General features: G+C 63.3%; 21 protein-coding genes and 1 pseudogene. 10 read left to right on the forward strand and 12 right to left on the reverse strand.

Annotation, left to right across the window (positions count from 1 at the left end; genetic code table 11):
- Positions 1–136 precede the first annotated feature (136 nt).
- The 4 genes from sdhC to P4U43_RS07640 all read left to right on the forward strand — a co-directional run bounded on the left by sdhC (position 137) and on the right by P4U43_RS07640 (position 3,627).
- A complete protein-coding gene (gene sdhC / locus P4U43_RS07625) occupies positions 137–517 on the forward strand; it encodes a succinate dehydrogenase, cytochrome b556 subunit (RefSeq protein WP_056548914.1) in 381 nt (126 codons plus the stop codon).
- A 3-nt stretch (positions 518–520) separates the two neighbouring features.
- The gene (locus P4U43_RS07630) at positions 521–988 is read left to right on the forward strand and encodes a succinate dehydrogenase hydrophobic membrane anchor subunit (protein WP_277358183.1); all 468 of its coding nucleotides are present in this window, start codon (positions 521–523) and stop codon (positions 986–988) included.
- Positions 989–1,060: 72 nt separating this feature from the next.
- Positions 1,061–2,839 carry a succinate dehydrogenase flavoprotein subunit gene (sdhA, locus tag P4U43_RS07635; protein ID WP_056548918.1) on the forward strand — a complete coding sequence of 593 codons (1,779 nt, stop codon included), beginning with the start codon at positions 1,061–1,063 and terminating at the stop codon, positions 2,837–2,839.
- Positions 2,839–3,627: a succinate dehydrogenase iron-sulfur subunit gene (locus P4U43_RS07640; RefSeq protein ID WP_056548921.1), complete on the forward strand. Its 789-nt coding sequence runs from the start codon at positions 2,839–2,841 to the stop codon at positions 3,625–3,627. Before sdhA ends, P4U43_RS07640 begins: the two co-directional genes overlap by 1 nt.
- Before the next feature lie 110 nt (positions 3,628–3,737).
- On the opposite strand, the gene P4U43_RS07645 is transcribed toward P4U43_RS07640, so the two are convergent.
- From P4U43_RS07645 to P4U43_RS07665, 5 genes are read right to left on the reverse strand one after another with little or no spacing between them, the layout of a single operon-like run.
- Entirely contained in the window at positions 3,738–4,790 is a 1,053-nt protein-coding gene (locus P4U43_RS07645) for a YihY/virulence factor BrkB family protein (protein ID WP_277358184.1), read from the reverse strand.
- A gap of 22 nt (positions 4,791–4,812) precedes the next feature.
- Complete coding sequence (locus P4U43_RS07650) at positions 4,813–5,418, reverse strand: 2'-5' RNA ligase family protein (protein WP_277358185.1); 606 nt, start codon at positions 5,416–5,418, stop codon at positions 4,813–4,815.
- A gap of 4 nt (positions 5,419–5,422) precedes the next feature.
- Positions 5,423–6,466, reverse strand: a complete 1,044-nt coding sequence (gene trpS / locus P4U43_RS07655) for a tryptophan--tRNA ligase (protein ID WP_277358186.1) — start codon at positions 6,464–6,466, stop codon at positions 5,423–5,425.
- Position 6,467: 1 nt separating this feature from the next.
- Positions 6,468–7,319 (reverse strand): exodeoxyribonuclease III, encoded by an 852-nt coding sequence (locus P4U43_RS07660; RefSeq protein ID WP_277358187.1) that lies wholly within the window; start codon positions 7,317–7,319, stop codon positions 6,468–6,470.
- A gap of 21 nt (positions 7,320–7,340) precedes the next feature.
- Positions 7,341–7,832 carry a hypothetical protein gene (locus tag P4U43_RS07665; RefSeq protein WP_277358188.1) on the reverse strand — a complete coding sequence of 164 codons (492 nt, stop codon included), beginning with the start codon at positions 7,830–7,832 and terminating at the stop codon, positions 7,341–7,343.
- A 190-nt stretch (positions 7,833–8,022) separates the two neighbouring features.
- Between P4U43_RS07665 and P4U43_RS07670 the strand changes: the two genes are divergently transcribed.
- Positions 8,023–8,796: a CHRD domain-containing protein gene (locus P4U43_RS07670; RefSeq protein WP_277358189.1), complete on the forward strand. Its 774-nt coding sequence runs from the start codon at positions 8,023–8,025 to the stop codon at positions 8,794–8,796.
- A gap of 17 nt (positions 8,797–8,813) precedes the next feature.
- Positions 8,814–9,494: a class F sortase gene (locus tag P4U43_RS07675; RefSeq protein WP_277358190.1), complete on the forward strand. Its 681-nt coding sequence runs from the start codon at positions 8,814–8,816 to the stop codon at positions 9,492–9,494.
- Positions 9,495–9,515: 21 nt separating this feature from the next.
- Here the strand turns inward: P4U43_RS07675 and P4U43_RS07680 are convergent, their stop codons facing one another.
- The 6 genes from P4U43_RS07680 to glyA all read right to left on the reverse strand — a co-directional run bounded on the left by P4U43_RS07680 (position 9,516) and on the right by glyA (position 15,053).
- Positions 9,516–9,875, reverse strand: a complete 360-nt coding sequence (locus tag P4U43_RS07680; RefSeq protein ID WP_056549309.1) for a VOC family protein — start codon at positions 9,873–9,875, stop codon at positions 9,516–9,518.
- 69 nt (positions 9,876–9,944) lie between these two features.
- Positions 9,945–10,769 carry an ABC transporter permease gene (locus tag P4U43_RS07685; protein WP_277358230.1) on the reverse strand — a complete coding sequence of 275 codons (825 nt, stop codon included), beginning with the start codon at positions 10,767–10,769 and terminating at the stop codon, positions 9,945–9,947.
- 5 nt (positions 10,770–10,774) lie between these two features.
- Entirely contained in the window at positions 10,775–11,578 is an 804-nt protein-coding gene (locus P4U43_RS07690; protein WP_056549313.1) for an ABC transporter permease, read from the reverse strand.
- A gap of 97 nt (positions 11,579–11,675) precedes the next feature.
- Entirely contained in the window at positions 11,676–12,617 is a 942-nt protein-coding gene (locus tag P4U43_RS07695) for an ABC transporter ATP-binding protein (RefSeq protein WP_277358191.1), read from the reverse strand.
- 91 nt (positions 12,618–12,708) lie between these two features.
- Entirely contained in the window at positions 12,709–13,599 is an 891-nt protein-coding gene (locus tag P4U43_RS07700; protein ID WP_277358192.1) for a bifunctional methylenetetrahydrofolate dehydrogenase/methenyltetrahydrofolate cyclohydrolase, read from the reverse strand.
- A 158-nt stretch (positions 13,600–13,757) separates the two neighbouring features.
- Entirely contained in the window at positions 13,758–15,053 is a 1,296-nt protein-coding gene (glyA, locus tag P4U43_RS07705; RefSeq protein ID WP_277358193.1) for a serine hydroxymethyltransferase, read from the reverse strand.
- Positions 15,054–15,202: 149 nt separating this feature from the next.
- Here glyA and purU point away from each other — a divergent pair, with 149 nt between their 5' ends.
- The 3 genes and pseudogenes from purU (at position 15,203) to P4U43_RS07720 (ending at position 16,572) form a co-directional block, all read left to right on the forward strand.
- Positions 15,203–16,084 carry a formyltetrahydrofolate deformylase gene (gene purU / locus P4U43_RS07710; protein ID WP_277358194.1) on the forward strand — a complete coding sequence of 294 codons (882 nt, stop codon included), beginning with the start codon at positions 15,203–15,205 and terminating at the stop codon, positions 16,082–16,084.
- An 18-nt stretch (positions 16,085–16,102) separates the two neighbouring features.
- Positions 16,103–16,267: pseudogene (locus P4U43_RS07715) on the forward strand (DUF1737 domain-containing protein); the annotation flags it as partial.
- A gap of 167 nt (positions 16,268–16,434) precedes the next feature.
- The gene (locus P4U43_RS07720; RefSeq protein ID WP_277358195.1) at positions 16,435–16,572 is read left to right on the forward strand and encodes a hypothetical protein; all 138 of its coding nucleotides are present in this window, start codon (positions 16,435–16,437) and stop codon (positions 16,570–16,572) included.
- Here the strand turns inward: P4U43_RS07720 and P4U43_RS07725 are convergent.
- Positions 16,556–17,518, reverse strand: coding sequence for a hypothetical protein (locus tag P4U43_RS07725; protein ID WP_277358196.1), 963 nt, complete (start codon positions 17,516–17,518; stop codon positions 16,556–16,558). The two genes, P4U43_RS07720 and P4U43_RS07725, sit on opposite strands and share 17 nt — an antisense overlap.
- A 360-nt stretch (positions 17,519–17,878) precedes the next feature.
- Between P4U43_RS07725 and P4U43_RS07730 the strand changes: the two genes are divergently transcribed.
- On the forward strand, positions 17,879–18,400 hold the full coding sequence (locus tag P4U43_RS07730) for a gamma carbonic anhydrase family protein (RefSeq protein ID WP_277358197.1): 522 nt from the start codon (positions 17,879–17,881) through the stop codon (positions 18,398–18,400).
- Positions 18,401–18,415: the final 15 nt, after the last annotated feature.

Here is an 18,415-nt window from a genome sequence, read left to right on the forward strand (position 1 = left end):
TCACAACGTAGGGCTGCCTAAATTGAACACCCCATCGGCCGGGCCTAGATTAGGCTTGTGGAAAGAGTGCTCTCGCGGGGCGACATTCCAGCGTTGAAGACGCGCTAACGCCCCTGCGACACAGGGAGGTTTTTCAGTGTCGAAGACACCAGCAGGCACCCTCTACCGCGGCCGCGAAGGCCAGTGGTCCTGGGTTGCGCATCGTATTACCGGCGTCGTGATCTTTTTCTTTCTACTCGTGCATGTGCTGGACACCTCTTTGGTGCGGGTTTCGCCCGAGGCCTATGACGCCGTTATCGAGTCCTACAAGAATCCCATCATGGGTCTCGGAGAGCTGGGACTGGTAGGCGCCATTGTCTTCCACGCGTTCAATGGCCTCCGCGTTGTCCTGGTGGACTTCTGGAAGAAGGGCCCCCGGTACCAGCGCCAGATGCTGTGGGCCGTCGTCGGGCTCTGGGCAGTTACCATGATCGCCTTCTCCATCCGCCATCTCGCCGTTGTTTTCGGAGGTCACTAAGCCATGGCTGCTCCCGTCGTTGAATCTCCCCGTTCCGGACGCATTTCACCGCAGTACCGGCGCAGCGGCAGTTCCAAGGGAAACTTCGAGATGTTCGCATGGTTGTTCATGCGGCTCTCGGGTGTGGTCCTTGTGGTGCTGATCTTCGTCCACCTGTGGACCAGCCTCATCGCCGGAGACGGCATTGAGGGCGTTGACTTCGGCTTCGTCGCCGGCAAGTGGGCGGATCCGCTGTGGCAGGTCTGGGACCTCGTCATGCTCTGGCTCGCCATGCTCCACGGCACCAACGGTGTCCGCGTCATCATCAATGACTACGCGGAAAAGGACTCCACCCGGTTCTGGCTGAAGAACGTGCTGTACGTCTCCACGGTCGTCATCGTTGTGCTCGGCACCCTCGTGATCTTCACCTTCGATCCGTGCCCTGTGGTCAACGGAGTCCCGCACGTCGCCGACTACTGCCCGGCGCCGTAATTTTTCGGCCGCTGGTCGCCAAGGCACCAGGGCGGTCCGCTTCACCACCAGTTTCAACAGAAAGAGCACAGTATGCAGGTCCATAAGTACGACGTCGTTATTGTGGGCGCAGGTGGCGCCGGCATGCGCGCCGCGATTGAATCCGGCCAGCGCGCAAGGACGGCTGTACTGACCAAGCTCTACCCCACCCGTTCACACACGGGTGCGGCGCAGGGTGGCATGTGCGCCGCCCTCGCCAACGTCGAGGAAGACAACTGGGAATGGCACACCTTCGACACCGTGAAGGGCGGCGATTATCTGGTTGACCAGGACGCCGCTGAGGTCATGGCGAAGGAAGCAATCGACGCCGTGCTGGACCTCGAGAAGATGGGCCTGCCGTTCAACCGCACGCCCGAGGGCCGCATTGACCAGCGCCGCTTCGGAGGCCACACCCGGGACCACGGAAAGGCCCCCGTCCGGCGCTCCTGTTACGCCGCTGACCGCACGGGTCACATGATCCTGCAGACGCTGTACCAAAACTGCGTTAAGCACAACGTCGAGTTCTTCAACGAGTACTACGTACTGGACATGCTGACGGTGGACGAGGAGTTCACCGTAGACGGCGTAACACGCATCCGGAAGCGGGTTGCCGGCGTCGTCTCCTATGACCTCGCCACCGGTGAGCTGCACGTCTTCCAGGCCAAGTCGGTTGTCTTCGCGACCGGCGGTGTAGGCAAGGTCTACAAGACCACCTCCAACGCGCACACGCTGACCGGCGACGGCATGGGCATTGCCTTCCGCCGCGGTATCCCACTGGAGGACATGGAGTTCTTCCAGTTCCACCCCACCGGCCTGGCCGGGCTCGGGATCCTGCTCTCCGAGGCGGCCCGCGGCGAGGGCGCAATCCTGCGCAACTCCGAGGGTGAGCGTTTCATGGAGCGGTATGCTCCCACCATCAAGGACCTCGCACCCCGTGACATCGTGGCGCGTTCCATGGCCAACGAGGTGCGGGAGGGCCGCGGCGCCGGGCCCAACAAGGACTACGTCCTCCTGGACCTGACGCACCTCGAACCAGCGCATATCGACGCAAAGCTGCCGGACATCACGGAGTTTGCCCGTACCTACCTGGGCGTGGAACCGTACACCGAGCCGGTGCCCGTGTTCCCGACCGCGCACTATGCAATGGGCGGTATCCCCACCAACATCAAGGCTGAGGTTCTGCAGGACAATGACACCGTTGTCCCCGGCCTCTACGCCGCGGGTGAGGTTGCCTGCGTTTCCGTTCACGGCTCCAACCGCCTCGGGACCAACTCGCTGCTGGATATCAACGTCTTCGGCAAGCGTGCGGGAATCGCCGCGGCTGAGTACGCCGTCACAGCCGAGTTCGTTGAGATCCCGGACAACCCGCTGGTCGAGACCGAGCGTCTGCTGGACACCATGCGCAGCTCAGAGGGCGGCGAGCGCGTTGCCCAGATCCGCCAGGAACTGCAGGACATCATGGACGCCAACGTCCAGGTGTTCCGTACCGAACAGACCCTCAAGGAAGCCCTCGAGGTCATTGACAAACTTGAGGAGCGCTACACCCGCGTCACTGTCCAGGACAAGGGCAAGCGTTTCAACCTTGACCTGCTGGAAGCCGTTGAGCTCGGGTTCCTGCTGGATATGGCCAAGGTCATGACGGCAGCTGCCCTGCATCGCCAGGAATCCCGCGGCGGCCACTTCCGCGAGGACTACCCCGAGCGTGATGATGAGAATTTCATGACCCATTCCATGGCCTACAAGGATCCCTCCGCCACTGAAACCAGCGGGGTGCGCCTTGAGACCAAACCGGTAGTCTTCACCCGTTACCAGCCCATGGAGCGTAAGTACTGATGAGCACCGAAACAGTCGAAAAAGAACCGGCCTCGAAGGTTGACCTGGCACCCGGAGTAGGTGGCGGAGGTGAGATTCCAACCTTCGACATCACCCTCAAGGTGCGGCGTTACAACCCCGAGGTCTCTGATGACGCGCACTGGGACGAGTGGAAGCTCACCATGTACGGCACGGACCGCGTCCTGGATGCTTTGCACAAGGTGAAGTGGGAGCATGACGGCACCGTTTCGTTCCGCCGTTCCTGCGCGCACGGCGTCTGCGGTTCCGATGCCATGCGCATCAACGGCCGCAACAGGCTGGCGTGCAAAACCCTGCTGAAGGATTTGGACACCTCCAAGCCCATCCTGGTCGAACCGATCAAGGGCCTGCCGGTGGAGAAGGACCTCATTGTCGATATGGAACCGTTCTTCCAGTCGTACCGCGAGATCATGCCCTTCCTCATCAACCGCGGCCACGAGCCAACCCGGGAGCGCCTGCAGTCGTCGGAGGAGCGCGAGCGGTTCGATGACACCACCAAGTGCATCCTCTGCGCAGCGTGCACTTCATCCTGCCCGGTCTTCTGGACAGACGGCCAGTACTTCGGGCCGGCGGCCATCGTCAACGCACACCGCTTCATCTTTGACTCACGCGACGACGCCGGCGACATGCGTCTGGAGATCCTCAATGACAAGGAAGGTGTGTGGCGCTGCCGCACCACCTTCAACTGCACAGAGGCGTGCCCGCGCGGCATTCAGGTCACGCAGGCGATCGCCGAGGTCAAGCAGGCCATCCTGTCCCGCAAGGTCTAAAAGCGCTTCTACTGCGGACGAAACGGCGCGGCTACCGAAAGGTGGCCGCGCCGTCGTCGTTCCCGGAAGTTTTGCGCAGCTCAGGCGACTTCGACGCCGGCCAAGTCGCTTTAGGTGCCCGAAAGTTCCGAGGTTTTAGCCGCCGCCCTGCTGCGCTGGCGCAGGGACCGTGCGCGGCCGCCGCGTGCGCGGGAGCGGGCGGACTGGGCATCTGCCGCACCGATGGCGCCCCAAGCCGTTGCCAGCAGGTAGACCTGGCTCAGCAGGAAGAACCAGACAAACAGCCCGATGATGACGGCGAAGGGAGCGAGCAGCGGGTTGCGGTCCACTCCGGCCAGCAGGAGGGTGCTGAAGGTCCGCAGGACGGTGCTGCCCACTCCCGCGATGAGGGCAGACTGAAACAGGACGGCCCGGGGCATCTGGATGGCGGAGGCCGAGTGGAACAGGATGACTGCGACGAGGGTATCCAGCAGGAGCGTGACCGTCGTGCCTGCGATTTGCGTCAACGGTTTGGCAGCACTATCCAGGCCCAGCCATTGAAGGACCAGATCCAGGACGGTATTGGCAATCAGCCCGACAGCGGTGGTGACGATGAGCGCCACCGCAAGCACAAGCAGAATCCCAAGGTCCTTGAGCTTGACCAGGATGGGATTCGCCTGGACCGCGGGCAGGTCGAAGATACCGCGCATCCCCTCGCGTACGCCCCCGATCCAGCGCAGCGACGTGAAGAGCATGACAACCGTTGAGATGAGCAGGGCGAGGCTGAGCCCGGACTCCAGGTCGAAGAGCTCTTCGGTTGTGGCGAACCCGGTGCTGCTGGTGCCCTCCCCGTCAGTGTCGATGAGCCCGGGTGTGGTTCGGTCCACTGCACGGACGATCATCTGTTGCAATTCGGTGTTCCCGGCGACTATCAGCCCTGCGATTGAGAAACCAACAACCAGTAATGCGGCAATGGCGAAAAACATGTTGTAGGCGATCCCTGCGGCCATGAGCGGACCGTGGCGACTGGTGTAGAGCTGGAAAGCCCGCATGGGACGGAAAGCGTTCAGCTTGGCCAGCAGATATTGGAAGGTGGCCAGAAGAACGGGTGCTCCCCCGCCCTTTTCCCGCCGGGCCCGGCCGAGATCGCGGCGGGCTTGCAGAACCTTCAGCTTGAGCTTCATCCGCTCCGTTGGGAACGGGTTATCAGGCGCCCGGTTTTTCGCCGGCGGTAGCGTTCTGGCCAAAAGCGAGCTCTTCCCGTAGTTTCCACACGCCCGTGACGTCGTGCTCGTACAGTCCCATGGTACGTACCGTAAAGGATGCCTCGAAGTCGTCGAGCTGCACCTCGGCCGAATCCATGTTGGCTTCGCTTACGTCATGGGCCACGGTGACGTGTGGGTGGAAGGGGTACTCGAGGTCGCGGGCGAGGGGCCCGGCCTGTAGCCGCCGGTGCAGGTCAACGCAGGAATCAAAACCCTCGGTGACATTGATGAAGACCACAGGGGTGAGCGGACGGAACGTGCCGGTGCTTTTCAGGGTGACCGTGAAGGAACTTTGCGCGGAGGCCACCTCACGCACGTGGGCGATGGTCGACGGCCAGTCCGCGGCCGGGGTGGTGGTGATCAGCGTGATGTGCGGTGGGACGAGAGCAGCCATCGGATCGCCGAAGGAGGCCCGCCAGCGTTCGAGCTCGCCTGCAATGGGCTCCGGAAGGGCGATGACCACTCCCACGAGCTTGCCCTCCACAGCACGCCGGCCCACTACGTAGGTCGGTTGGTGCTGCTCGGTGTCGCTGAGGGGGTGGCTCATGATCTTAGAAGGCACCCGCCGGTCCGCGTCCGCGCGCAGGGAGGAAACCTACTTTGGAGAACACATCTGCCAGCGTAACCGACGCAATTTCCCGCGCCTTTTCCTCGCCTACCGCGAGCAGCCGGTCAAGCTCGCCCGGATCGCCGAGCAGCTCCAGCGCGCGTGCCCGCACAGGCTCAAGGCGATCAACCACCACGTCCGCAAGCTCCACCTTCAGGTGACCGTACATCCGGCCCTCAAAATGCCCGACGACGTCCTCCAGGCTCTTCCCCGTCATCAGTGAATAGATGGAGAGCAGGTTGGAGACGCCCGGCTTCTCCTCGCGATCGAAGCGAATTTCCGTGCCGTCATCCGTCACTGCCGATTTAATGCGCTTGGCGGTGACTTTCGGTTCATCCATGATGTTGATCAGTCCCGCCGCGGAGCTTGCGGACTTGGACATCTTGGCGGTCGGATTCTGCAGGTCATAAATTTTGGCCGACTCCTTCTGGATGAACGGCTTGGGAACCACGAACGTCTCTCCGAATCGCGTATTGAAGCGCTGCGCGAGGTCCCGGCTCAACTCAATATGCTGGCGCTGGTCCTCACCGACGGGAACGCCTTCCGGCTGGTACAGCAGGATGTCCGCGGCCTGCAGGATGGGGTAGGTGAACAGGCCTACCGACGTGGAATCGGTGCCCTGCTTGAGCGACTTGTCCTTGAACTGGGTCATGCGGGAGGCCTCGCCGAACCCGGTAATGCAGTTCAGCACCCAGGCCAGCTGCGCGTGTTCAGGCACGTGTGACTGCACGAAGAGCGTGCACTTGTCCACATCCACACCGCCGGCAATGTACTGCGCGGCGGTCAACCTGGTGCGTTCAGCGAGCTCCGCCGGATCCTGCGGCACGGTAATGGCGTGGAGGTCGGGAATGAAGTAGATCGCGTCATAGGAGTCCTGCATCCGAACCCACTGCACGAGGGCTCCGAGGTAGTTGCCCAGGTGGAGGGAACTGCCCGAGGGCTGCATACCGGACAGAACCCGCTGACGTGTCGCTGTGGAGGAGGTCATATCAGTCCTGTGGTTGTAAGAGCTTGTAGTCGACGACGAGCGGCGCGTGATCCGAAAAGCGCGCTTCCCAGGAGTGGGCTCGATCGACGACGGCGGTGGTGGCGGCTGTTGCCAGTTCAGGGGTGGCGAGGTGGTAGTCGATGCGCCAGCCGGCGTCGTTGTCGAAAGCCTTGCCGCGCCAGGACCACCAGGTGTAGGGGCCGTCAACGTCCCCGGCAAGGTCACGGTGGACATCAACCCAGCCCACCGCATCGCTGAAGAAATGATCGAAGTAGGCGCGTTCCTCCGGCAGGAAGCCCGCCTTCTTCAGGTTGCCCTTCCAGTTCCGGATATCCCGGGTGGTGTGTCCGACGTTGAGGTCTCCCACCACCAGGGCGTGGTCGCGGGTGCCGCGCAGCTCGGTGAGCCGCGCCGACATCAGGTCGAGGAACCGGTACTTGTCCTGCTGCTGCGGCGAGTCCGCCTCCCCTGAGTGCACGTAGGCGCTGACCACGCTGAGGGTGGTTCCGTCGAGGTCGAAATCAGCTTCCACCCAGCGACCAGCGGAGGCGAAGTACTCGTCACCGATGTGCTCGCGGGTCTCCGTGGGCTCCAGACGGGAAGCGACGGCGACGCCGGCACGGCCCTTGGCCGCGGCCTCAGAGTGCAGAATGTGCCAGGAGTCCCCAAGGAGCTCCCGCACCACCTTGTCCGGTGCACGAACCTCCTGGAGGCACAGGATGTCGATGTCCCTGTCCTCAAGCCACTCCTGCATTCCCCGTCGGTAGGCTGCGCGGATTCCGTTTACGTTCACGGTGGCAATACGAAGGGCTTCTGGGTGCTTGCTGCTTATCAGGGTTTGTGCCGAACTCACCCGATCAACCTTACCGGAGCGCTAGTCGACGACAGTGCCCTCAACCGGACCGTCGTCGTCGTTTTTCATCATGCTGCGGGCATTGTGGGAAGTGATCTCGATGGTTTCCAGCGCACGGTCCACCATGCCCTGGTCCGTGCCGAGATGATCGCGGATCACGCGGGCCTGGACCTGGACGATCTTGAAGCTGTGATCGAGCTTCTGATCCCGCATTGCGGCGCTTGTACCGGCCGGGCCTCCGCCCGCCATGCCCCCGCCGGCGGCCCTGTTGAACTCGTCGATCCGGGCGCTCGCCTTGCGTGCGGCAGAGCGCACCGTAAACACCACGAAGCTGAAAATCAGCAGCCACCCAAGGGAGATGATGACCACCAGCCAGCCAACGACGTCGTTCTCATTGGCTGCGAAGACCACAGCCACCAAAAACACCACCAACATGATGGCCATTCCTACGCCGCCCATACGCAGGCTCAGTCCCTTGCCCGCGGTTTTTCCAGAGGTTCCCAGTGGTTGCATGCCTCTATTGTCGCAAACCGGCAGCGCGGGCAAGGTTGCTTCCACCACCGGCGAAAAGACGGTTCGAGCATCCGAAGAAGGCGCGCGGGAAATTTAATTCAGATCACACCCATCCGTGATGCAACCCACGCCGAACTAAGGTCATGCGCATCCTTTCCGGTGCGCGTCCCATTCGCACCATGGAGGAATCATGAACAAGAAAGCTCTTTTCGCAGTCCCGACCCTCGCTATGGGTCTGCTCGCAATGGGCGGCGCACCCGCCATGGCTGATCATGCCACCGGCTACTACTCCTCGACCCTCGGGCAGCTGAACGGCACCACGGGCACCGGCAGCATCACGGTTGATGTGAAGGGTACCGAAGCCACGGTCAACCTGACGGTCTCCGGCCTTGCCGAGACCTTCATGGACGGACCTTACCCGCACGTCCAGCACATCCACGGTGGAGCGGAGGGCACTTGCCCGACGCCCGCTGCTGACACGGACGGCGACGGCCTCGTCAGCGTGACCGAGGGCGCTCCGTTCTACGGCGGAATCGTCACCACGCTGTCCACCAGCGGCGATACCAGCCCTGCTGCCGGTCTTGACCTGGCACTCGGCGGACAGGGCGGTTCCTACACCATTTCCCGCACGTTCGAACTGAACCAGGAAACCCAGGACGCGCTTGACGCCGGCACCGCCGTCGTTGTTGTCCACGGTCTCGATCCCGCCACCGCAGGCGTCAGCGAAGAGGTCTTCAGCGCACCGAGCGACCTGAACCCGGACCTCCCGATCGGCGCAACCTCGCCTGCTCTGTGTGGCACCCTGGTTGCTTCACAGATGGGCGCAATGCCTGAGGGTGGCGCTGACACCGGCGTTGCTCAGGAGACCGGCTCCAACCTGGGCATGATCGCCCTCGGTGGCGGCCTGGTTCTGGCAGCAGCAGCCGGCGGCACCTACGCTGTCCGTCGCTCAACCACCAAGTAAAGGACTGATCTGATCTCATGATCAGCTCCAACTCCGGCCGCCGCAGAAGCTTTGCAGTTTCTGCGGCGGCCGCCCTTTTGATACTCACCGGTTGCGGCACAGGCACCGGCAGCGAGGGGGCTCAGGCCCCAACGACGACGACGGCGCCGGCTACCTCCGTGCCGGCAACAACGGCCCCTTCCGCGAGCCCCGAAACGTCCCCCTCCGCGGAGCCTTCCCAGACACCCGCCCTTCCGCCGGTGCTGGAAGCTTCCGAACCGGTCTCCTTCTCGATACCCACCATCGAAGCGGGTTCCGAACTGCTCTCGCTTGGACTACGGGAAAACGGGTCCCTGGAAGTGCCGCCGGACGGACCCGGAGCACCAGCCAGTTGGTACAACCAGTCCCCCACGCCCGGCGAGCGCGGACCGGCTGTCTTGCTGGGCCATGTCAACGCCACCGGCGGCGGCCCCGGCGTCTTTGCGGACCTCAGGGCGCTGAAGTCCGGCGACCTCATCGAGGTCAAGCGCAAGGATGGGTCCACCGCCACTTTCGCAGTGACCAAGGGCGAGCAGTACCCGAAGGATGACTTTCCCACCCAGAAGGTGTACGGGAACACTGAGGGCGCCGAGCTCCGGCTCATCACCTGCGACGGCTATGATCCGGAAACCGGGCTCTTCGACGACAACTACGTTGTGTACGCCGAACTGGTCACCTGAGGGTCCGTTAGCAAGCCGTGCCTACCAGCACACGAGGCAGAACGGGTGGCCTGCCGGGTCCAGATAGACCCGGTAGGTGCCCGTCCCCGACTCCAGACTGGTAGCCCCTAGCGCGAGCACCTTCTGCTCTGCGACGTCGAGGTCTTCCACCCGGATATCGAGATGCACCTGCTGCGGGATCTCCTGGCCCGGCCACCTCGGCGGCATGTATCCCTCAACCTGCTGGAAGGCCAGTGCCGGACGGTCCGGGGCATCACCGATGGTGATCCACCCGTTGTCATCATGCTGGACGCGGATCATGCCCAACAGGTCCTCGTAGAAGGACGCCAGCTGGTCCGTGTTTGAGCAGTCGAAGACGGTTGCGTGCCATTTCCCAATCATGGTTCCAGTATCTGCCGTCTCCACCGCGAATGGTAGGCAATCGCGGACACCTTCCGTCCTTACGCGTTCCTACTTCAGAAACAGCTTCCGGAGGCGAGTGGTGGTCAGGATCATCCCCACGAGGATCATCACCAGGTAATAGGTGATATGGACCGCCGTTGCAGGGGTGAAGATGCCAATACTGAGTTGACGCAGCAGTTCAACGCCGTGCCAGAGCGGCAGAGCCTGGATGAACCACTGGATGCCCTGCGGGTAAACACTCAATGGATAGAACGTCGCCGAGAACAGGAACATCGGCAGCATCACGAAATTGATCCAATCCATCTGCTGGAAGGTCTTCATGTAGCTGGTGATGCCCATGCCGAACGAGGCGAAGCCAAAAGCGATCAGCACGGACGCCGGAACCATCAGCAGTGCCCACGGCGTGGTGATCAGCCCCATCAGCCCCATGACCGCGGTGAAGCCCGTGGCGTACAGGGCGCCCCGCAGGAGCGCGAGGAAAATCTCGCCGATCGCAACATCCAGCGGCCCCAGCGAGGTGTACAGCATGCCCTGGTAAAGCTTTGCGAAATTCATCTTGAAAAACACGTTCCAGGTGGAGTCATAGACCGCGCCGTTCATCGCGGAGACTGCAAGGAGCGCCGGCGCTATGTAGGCGGCGTAGCTGATTTCCTCTCCGCCGGGCCCGACGACGGTGCCCACCAGTGCGCCCAGGCCCACCCCCATGGAGATGAGGTAGAGCACCGGCTCGAAGAACCCGGACACCATGATCAGCCAGTTGCTGCTCTTGGTGGCCATGAGTCCGCGCGCGATCACTGCTTTGGCATTTCGTGCGTACAGCGCACTGAACGGGCGGTCCTTCACCTGGACCCGGTAGTCCTCTTCAGTGAGAATGTTGCTCACTTGCCCAGCCTCCGTTCATACATGCGGCGGGCCAGGACCCAGCCGAGCAGTGCCAGCGCCACCAGATAGAGGATGTGGATTGCCGAGAGCCAGAGCGGCTCGTCATACCCGTAGGTCAGCACCCGTCCCAGTTCCGTACCGTGCCACAGCGGGGAGATCCACCCGATCCAGCGTAGGAAGATGGGCAGCGTTTCGAGCGGGAAGAAGGTGCCGGAAAACAGGAACAACGGAGTCACGATGAAGCGCATGACCAGCGCGAACTGGCCCTTGTCCTCGGTGACGCTGGCCGAGTACGCCATGAGCGGGAGCCCGAACGAAAGCCCGCAGACAACGGCGACGATGATTGCCACCGACCCCCAGGCAGATGGCGATGCACCGAAGGCAGCAACGATCGCGAAGTAGATCGCGGACATCAGGAAGAGCCTCAGTGAGATCGCGATGATGTATCCGTTGACGATCTGGTGCACGGCCAGCGGCGAGGCATGCGGACCGTAGTAGACGCGCCGCCACTTGAAGCCGTCCATGACGGGATAGGTGAACTCCGTGGCGGCCGTCATGATCGTGGCGGAGGACAGGAGCGCCGGCGCAATGAACGCAAGATAGCTAACGCCGCCGAAAGCGCTCTCGGCGCTGTTGCTGTCCACGAGCGTGGCGAGGCCGACTCCCATTGCGAAGAGATACATCACGGGATTGCCCACGCTGTAGGCGAGCAGCGTCCAGCGGTAGCCGTTCATCACCTTGAGGGCGTGTTCGGCGTAATACCAGGAGCCGAACTTCCGGGCGCGTTCCGCCGCGACCATCGGGGAATGGGCAGCGCGGACGGCCTGCTCATTCTTCGTATTTCCCGTTTCCCGGTGGCCGCCCGGTGCGGGCTGATCCGGGGTGCCGGTGTGCTGGCTAGTCAACGAGGCTCCTACCGGTCAGTCGCAGGAAAACATCCTCAAGGGAGGACCGGCGCACAAGGGAGGTAATGGGATGAAGACCGCGGGCGGTGACCTGCTCAAGGGCAGACTCGCCGTCGTGCGTGTAGATCAGCACGCGGTCCGGCAGGGACTCGAGCCGTTCGCCGATGCCGGCCAGATCCGCTGCCACCGTTGTGTTCCTTTCCGAGCCGAAGCGGAGCTCGAGCACCTCACGGGTGGAGTGCTCGCGGATGAGTGTGGCGGGAGATCCCTCAGCCATGATCTGCCCCTTGTCCACCACGACGAGGCGGTCGCAGAGCTGCTCCGCCTCATCCATGTAGTGGGTCGTGAGGATCAGGGTAACCCCGGACTCCTTCAGACGGAACAGCCGGTCCCAGAGAATATGCCGCGCCTGTGGATCGAGGCCGGTGGTGGGCTCGTCCAGCAGGAGGATCTTCGGCTCGTTGATGAGAGACCGGGCGATGGTCAGGCGCCGCTTCATGCCGCCTGACAGCGAGTCCACCTTCGCCTTTGCCTTGTCGGTGAGCTGGGCGAACTCAAGCAGCTCATCCGCCTTGGGTTTGAGGTAGCTCATCGGCAGGCCGAAGTAGCGGCCGTAGACCAGCAGGTTGTCCCGGACGCGCAGTTCCTCGTCCAGATTGTCCTGCTGCGGCACGACGCCGAGGTGCGCCCGAACCTCCGGACCATGCTGCTCAGGGTCCAGACCCATGATGGTCAGCTTCCCGGAGGTGCGCTGCGAGACGCCGCCGATCATCCTCATGGTGGTCGACTTGCCGGCGCCGTTGGGACCGAGCAGGCCGAAGGACTCCCCCGCTGGTACGTCGAATGAGATGCCGTCGACGGCAGCGAAATTCCCGTAGTGCTTGGTCAGCCGGTCAGCGGAGATGACGTAGTTCGGAATAGTTTGGTTGGGCACCAGAACAGCCTAGAGCCTACCCTGGGAGTTTTTGTCGCCTATCTGCTGTTCCGGCGACACTTTGGCAGCAGATCGGCGACAAAAACTGCAACTAGCTGGTGACGCCCGCCTGACGTTCCGCAGCCTCGACAACGTTGGCCAGGAGCATCGCGCGCGTCATGGGGCCCACTCCCCCGGGGTTGGGCGAAAGCCAGCCGGCGACGCCGGCTGCGTCCTTCGCGACGTCGCCGCGCAGGATGGCCTTGCCGGTCTCAGGATCAGTCACCCTCGTGACCCCCACGTCCAGGACGATAGCGCCGGGCTTCAGATGTTCAGCCGTGATCATCCCGGGCAGGCCCGCGGCCGCCACGACGACGTCGGCCTCGCTGAGGTGCCGCGGCAGGTCCACTGTGCCGGTATGCGCCAGCGTGACGGTCGCGTTGATCGCACGCCGGGTCAGCAGCAGGCCAAGCGGCCTACCTACAGTCACCCCACGTCCCACGACGAGCACGTTCTTGCCCTTGAGCTCGATGTCATGGCGCAGAAGCAGCTCGACGATGCCATGCGGGGTGCACGGCAGGGGCGAGTCCATAGGTCCGTTGACATTGAGGACGAGCTTCCCGAGATTGGTCGGGTGCAGTCCGTCGGCGTCCTTGCCCGGCGTCATCCGCTCCAGGATGGCATGTGCGTCGATGTGCGCAGGCAGAGGCAACTGGACGATGTAACCGGTGGTGGCGTCGTCGTCGTTCAGTTCGTCAATGACCTTTTCGAGGTCCTCCTGGCTGATGTCCCCCGGCAGGTCGCGGCGGATCGAGTTGATGCCCACCTGCTCACAGTCGCGGTGCTTTCCGGCGACGTAGGAATGGCTCCCAGGGTCATCTCCGACCAACACCGTACCCAGGCCGGGCGTGATGCCCTGGCCCTTCAGAGTGGTGACCCGCTCTGTGAGTTCGCTGCGGATTGCGGCCGCTGTTGCCTTGCCGTCAAGAATTTGTGCGCTCATCTACGCCGCTCCTTTGTTGAGCTGTTCCCTGTCCAATTCCTCGAGCAGGTACGCCTTGCCACGCTCACAGCACCCTGTGAAACAGCACTCCGCTGTGGGGATCTCGTACTCATCCGAGCGGGCTGCCGCCGAGTCCAACGCACCTGGGGGCAGGTCTTCTACCATTCCTCGTGCCCGGGGTAGAGCGGGAAATCGGCAGCGAGGCGGGATACGCGTGCACGCAGCCCCTCGACGTCAGCACCGGGCTTCAAAACTGCAGCGATGATTTCGCCCACCTCGGCGAACTCGGTGGAGCCGAATCCGCGGGTGGCGAGAGCGGGTGTGCCGATGCGGAGGCCGGAGGTGACCATGGGCGGGCGCGGATCATTGGGGACCGCGTTGCGGTTCACCGTGATGCCCACCGAGTGCAGGAGGTCCTCCGCCTGCTGACCGTCCAGCTCGGAGTGGCGGAGGTCCACCAGGACCAGATGCACGTCGGTTCCGCCGGTGAGGACCGACACTCCGTGCTCGGTGACGTCAGCGCCCATGAGCCGCTCTGCGATGATGCGGGCGCCCTCGAGGACGCGCTTCTGGCGCTCCTTGAATTCTTCCGTGCCGGCAATCTTGAAGGCCGTGGCTTTGGCCGCGATGACGTGCATGAGCGGGCCACCCTGCTGGCCCGGGAAAACGTTGGAGTTCAACTTCTTGGCCCACTCCTGCTTGGCCAGGATCACGCCTGAGCGCGGGCCGGAGAGGGTCTTGTGCACGGTGGAGGTGACCACGTCCGAGTGGGGAACGGGGCTCGGGTGCAGGCCGGCTGCCACGAGGCCTGCGAAGTGGGCCATGTCGGTCCAGAGCAGGGCGCCGACCTCGTCAGCGATGGACCGGAATGCTGCGAAATCGAGGTGACGGGGGTACGCGGACCAACCGGCGATGATGACCTGGGGTTTCTCAGCCAGGGCCTGCTCGCGGACGCGCTCCATGTCGAGGCGGTGCGTGTCATTCTCGACACCATATGCTGCGACTTCATAAAGCTTGCCGGAGAAGTTCAGCTTCATGCCGTGGGTCAGGTGGCCGCCGTGCGCCAGGGACAGGCCCATGATCTTCTCGCCGGGCTTGATCATCGCAGCGAGCGCGGCGGCGTTGGCCTGGGCTCCTGAGTGCGGCTGGACGTTGGCGTACTCCGCACCGAAGAGCGTCTTGACGCGCTCGATGGCCAGGCTTTCTGCGACGTCAACATGCTCGCAGCCGCCGTAGTAACGGCGGCCCGGGTAGCCCTCCGCGTACTTGTTGGTCAGGACCGAGCCCTGAGCTTCGAGGACCGATCGCGGCGCGAAGTTCTCGGAGGCGATCATCTCGAGGGTGTCGCGCTGGCGTGCGAGCTCATTGTTGAGGACCGCGGCGATTTCCGGGTCCACCTCGGACAGCGGCGCATTGGTCACGGACTGGGTCACAGAGGGAGAGGATGAAGTCACGGAAGGCTCCTGGTGAGATGAGGGTTCTACAGGTCAGGCTACCTGTTGACCGGGGTGCGCCCGAAAGTTCCAGCCAAACTGGCTCGAAGTGTTTCGGACGGTGACTCGCAGCGCTGCTGCGCCCCTGCCGTGCCCGGTAACCTTGGAGCGTGACTGAAGCTGTACAGGCCGGTGTTCCCGGCAGCGCGCCGTCGTCGTTCATTCTGACGCTCTCCTGTGATGACCGGCCGGGAATTGTCCATGCCGTTTCCGGGGCGTTGGTGGCTGCTGACTGCAATATCACCGAGTCCCAGCAGTACGGCAGCCCGGACTCGGGGACGTTCTTCATGCGGGTGGCGATCACCACGCGATCGGAACGGGGCGCCGTCGAAGCGCACCTGGCGCCGGTAGCCCAGGCGTTCGGGATGACGTGGGGGCTGCACGCCGAAGGCACACCGGCGCGCACGCTCATCATGGCCTCCAAATCCGCCCACTGCCTCAACGACCTGCTCTTCCAGCAGCGCGCGGGGATCCTGCCGATCGAGGTGCCCGTGATTGTTTCGAACCACACGGACCTGGCTGACCTTGCCGCATTCTATGGCGTGCCTTTTCACCATGTTCCCGTCACTGCTGACGGTAAGGCTTCGGCGGAGGAACGGCTTTTAGAGCTCGTGGCCGAGCATCGGATTGAACTCGTGGTTCTTGCACGGTACATGCAGGTGCTCAGCGACTCCCTGTGCTCGCAGCTGGTGGGGCGTGCAATCAATATCCACCACTCGTTTCTGCCGTCGTTCAAGGGTGCGCGTCCCTACCACCAGGCGCACGCCCGCGGCGTGAAGCTGATCGGTGCAACTGCCCACTACGTGACCCCGGCTCTGGACGAGGGCCCCATCATCGAGCAGGAAGTCATCCGCGTGGATCACGCGCGGACGGCACCACAGCTGGCCGCGATGGGTGCGGACGTCGAAAGCCGGACGCTGGCACAGGCCGTGCAGTGGCATGCCGAGCACCGTGTGCTGCTCGATGGCACGCGGACCGTAGTCTTCAACTAGGTTCGTTCAGGAGTAAACATGAGTGATGAGACGCCACTGCGCTACCGCGTACTGACCGGCCCCGACGACCGCGCGTTCTGCGCGCGGGTGAGCGAGGCTCTGGAGAGTGGCTACCGGCTGCATGGCTCCCCCGCCGTGACGTTCAACGGCGAGCGCGTGATTGTTGCGCAGGCGGTAGTGCTGGAGGACTGAGGTTGGCTTTGTCTTCGCCGCGGGCGGGTCGCGGAGGCCGGTGGGGAGCCCGGTCGCGGAGGCCGGGAGCGGAGGCCGGGAGCAACCTGGACAAAGGTGAGTGGGATGTGTGCCGGTTTCCCGCCGGCCGGGACTCGAAAGGAGCAGTTCAGACGAAAGTGAGCAGCATTTCCCTCACCTCGGTCCGAATACTCCTGCTCTATGTCCAGGTTGCCCGATTCACTGTCCTGGGTGCTCGGCCCGGCGTCTGGATTGCTCCTCGCGGCTTCACCCAGCGCCTCACGGACGCCGGTTGATGCGTGGCAATCCCGCCTTGGTGAGCTCTCGTAGCAGGAGCTGAGGATTTGTGGCTTCCTTCCATTCCCACCGCACCACGTTTTTGCCTGTGGCTCGTATGCGGTTCTCCCGGTTCTTCTCATCGATCACCACTTGGGCAACGGTTTTCCCCTGCATGTACTCGGGTTTCTGATACTTACCCCGACCGTCGAACTCTCCGACCAGCGCGTGATCCTTCCACCAGAAGTCAACGACAGCGGCCAGTCCCAGCTCATCCATCACTCTGTACTGCAGTTCGGGCGCCGGAAATCTGAGCTCAGCGATATACACCCGACTCAGAGACTCGCCCGGATACATCGCCGAGCCATCGGCGAAGTCGAGGACCCGGCGGACTTTTCGACGTTTGGCTCCGGATGGAAGCAGGGCGATAAGGTCTTCAACGTCCGCCTTGGTCACTGGACGCTTCCGACTTTCTGCTGGGAGGGGCTTCGTGTTGAGCAGCCTGTCCATGACAGCAACTGCCCATGGAAAGTCATAGATCATACAAAGATCGACGGCCGTCTGGATCTTGCCGGTCACACGTAGCCCGCAACCCATCGCTTCGGCGGAGACCTCGCCTGCAGGAGACGTCATCCGGCGCACTCCATTGCTACTCTTGCGCCCGCTACCCACCGGCACGATCACCTGGATGTCCGGCGGCAGGTCCGAGCGGGGGAACCCCCAGAGCACTCCCGCTGTCTCCGCCCCGAACAGTGGAGGACGACGTGCAGTGCTGGTCATCGCCTTGAGCATTCCGCGATAACGCTGCTCGTCCTCGAGTTGTCCCCAGCTTTGGGCGTCCACATAACACCCGTGCCTGATTCTCAGCAGCTCGCCGCTCTTGGCACGTCGGGAGAGCTCCCGCGGCCAGGCCTCCTCGTACGGTTTGTCGGCGCTGGTGCGGATTCGCAGTGGAAAGTCAGCCATGGTTTCCAGCAAAGCCCATAGTCCGCCCGCACGCGGATGGAGAACCGGCTATGTGGATAACGCCCGCAATACCCGACCCCGCCAGAGACGGAGGCGAGCGACGAAGTGGGACGCGGACGGCGGGTGACGAAGTGTTGAGGCGGAGGCGGGAGCGAAGTGGGACAGACGCGTACGGCGGGGTTGCTAGCGGGGCTGGAGCAACATGGTCCAGCGTGAGCGAAATTTCCCTCACCCCGGTCCGGGTTGCTCACCCGCCAGTCCAGGTTGCCCACCCGCCAGTCCCGATTACCCCCGGGCCCGGTCCGGATTGCTCCACGCGAAGGAGCTCGGCCTGAGATCTCACGGGGATAGGCTGGGCGGATGGGACACATCATTGAATTCGGCGGTAACACTCCCTCGATCCCGGAGACCGTGTTCGTAGCACCGACGGCTTCCGTCATCGGCAAGGCAACCTTCGGGGATAACGCCAGCGCGTTCTACGGCGTCAGTGTGCGCGCAGACACTGAGACCATCACCATCGGCGCGGGTACAAACCTGCAGGACAACGTGGTCGTGCATGCCGATCCGGGCTTCCCCGCCACCGTGGGAGACCGCGTGAGTGTGGGGCACAGCGCCGTCGTGCATGGGTGCACGATCGGGAACGACTGCCTGATCGGCATGAGCGCCACCATCATGAACGGCGCAACCATCGGAGAGGGATCCCTGGTTGCCGCCGGCGCCGTGGTGCTCGAAGGCATGCAGGTTCCGCCGCGTTCGCTGGTGGCCGGTGTCCCGGCGAAGGTCCGCCGGGAGCTGACCGACAACGAACTGCAGGACGTCCGGGACAACGCTTCCCGCTATCAGGAGTTGGCTGCTCTCCATCGAGTTGCGTTTACTTCTTGACGGCAACAACCTTCG

Source organism: Arthrobacter vasquezii, from assembly GCF_029455255.1.
GTDB lineage: Bacteria > Actinomycetota > Actinomycetes > Actinomycetales > Micrococcaceae > Arthrobacter_D > Arthrobacter_D parietis.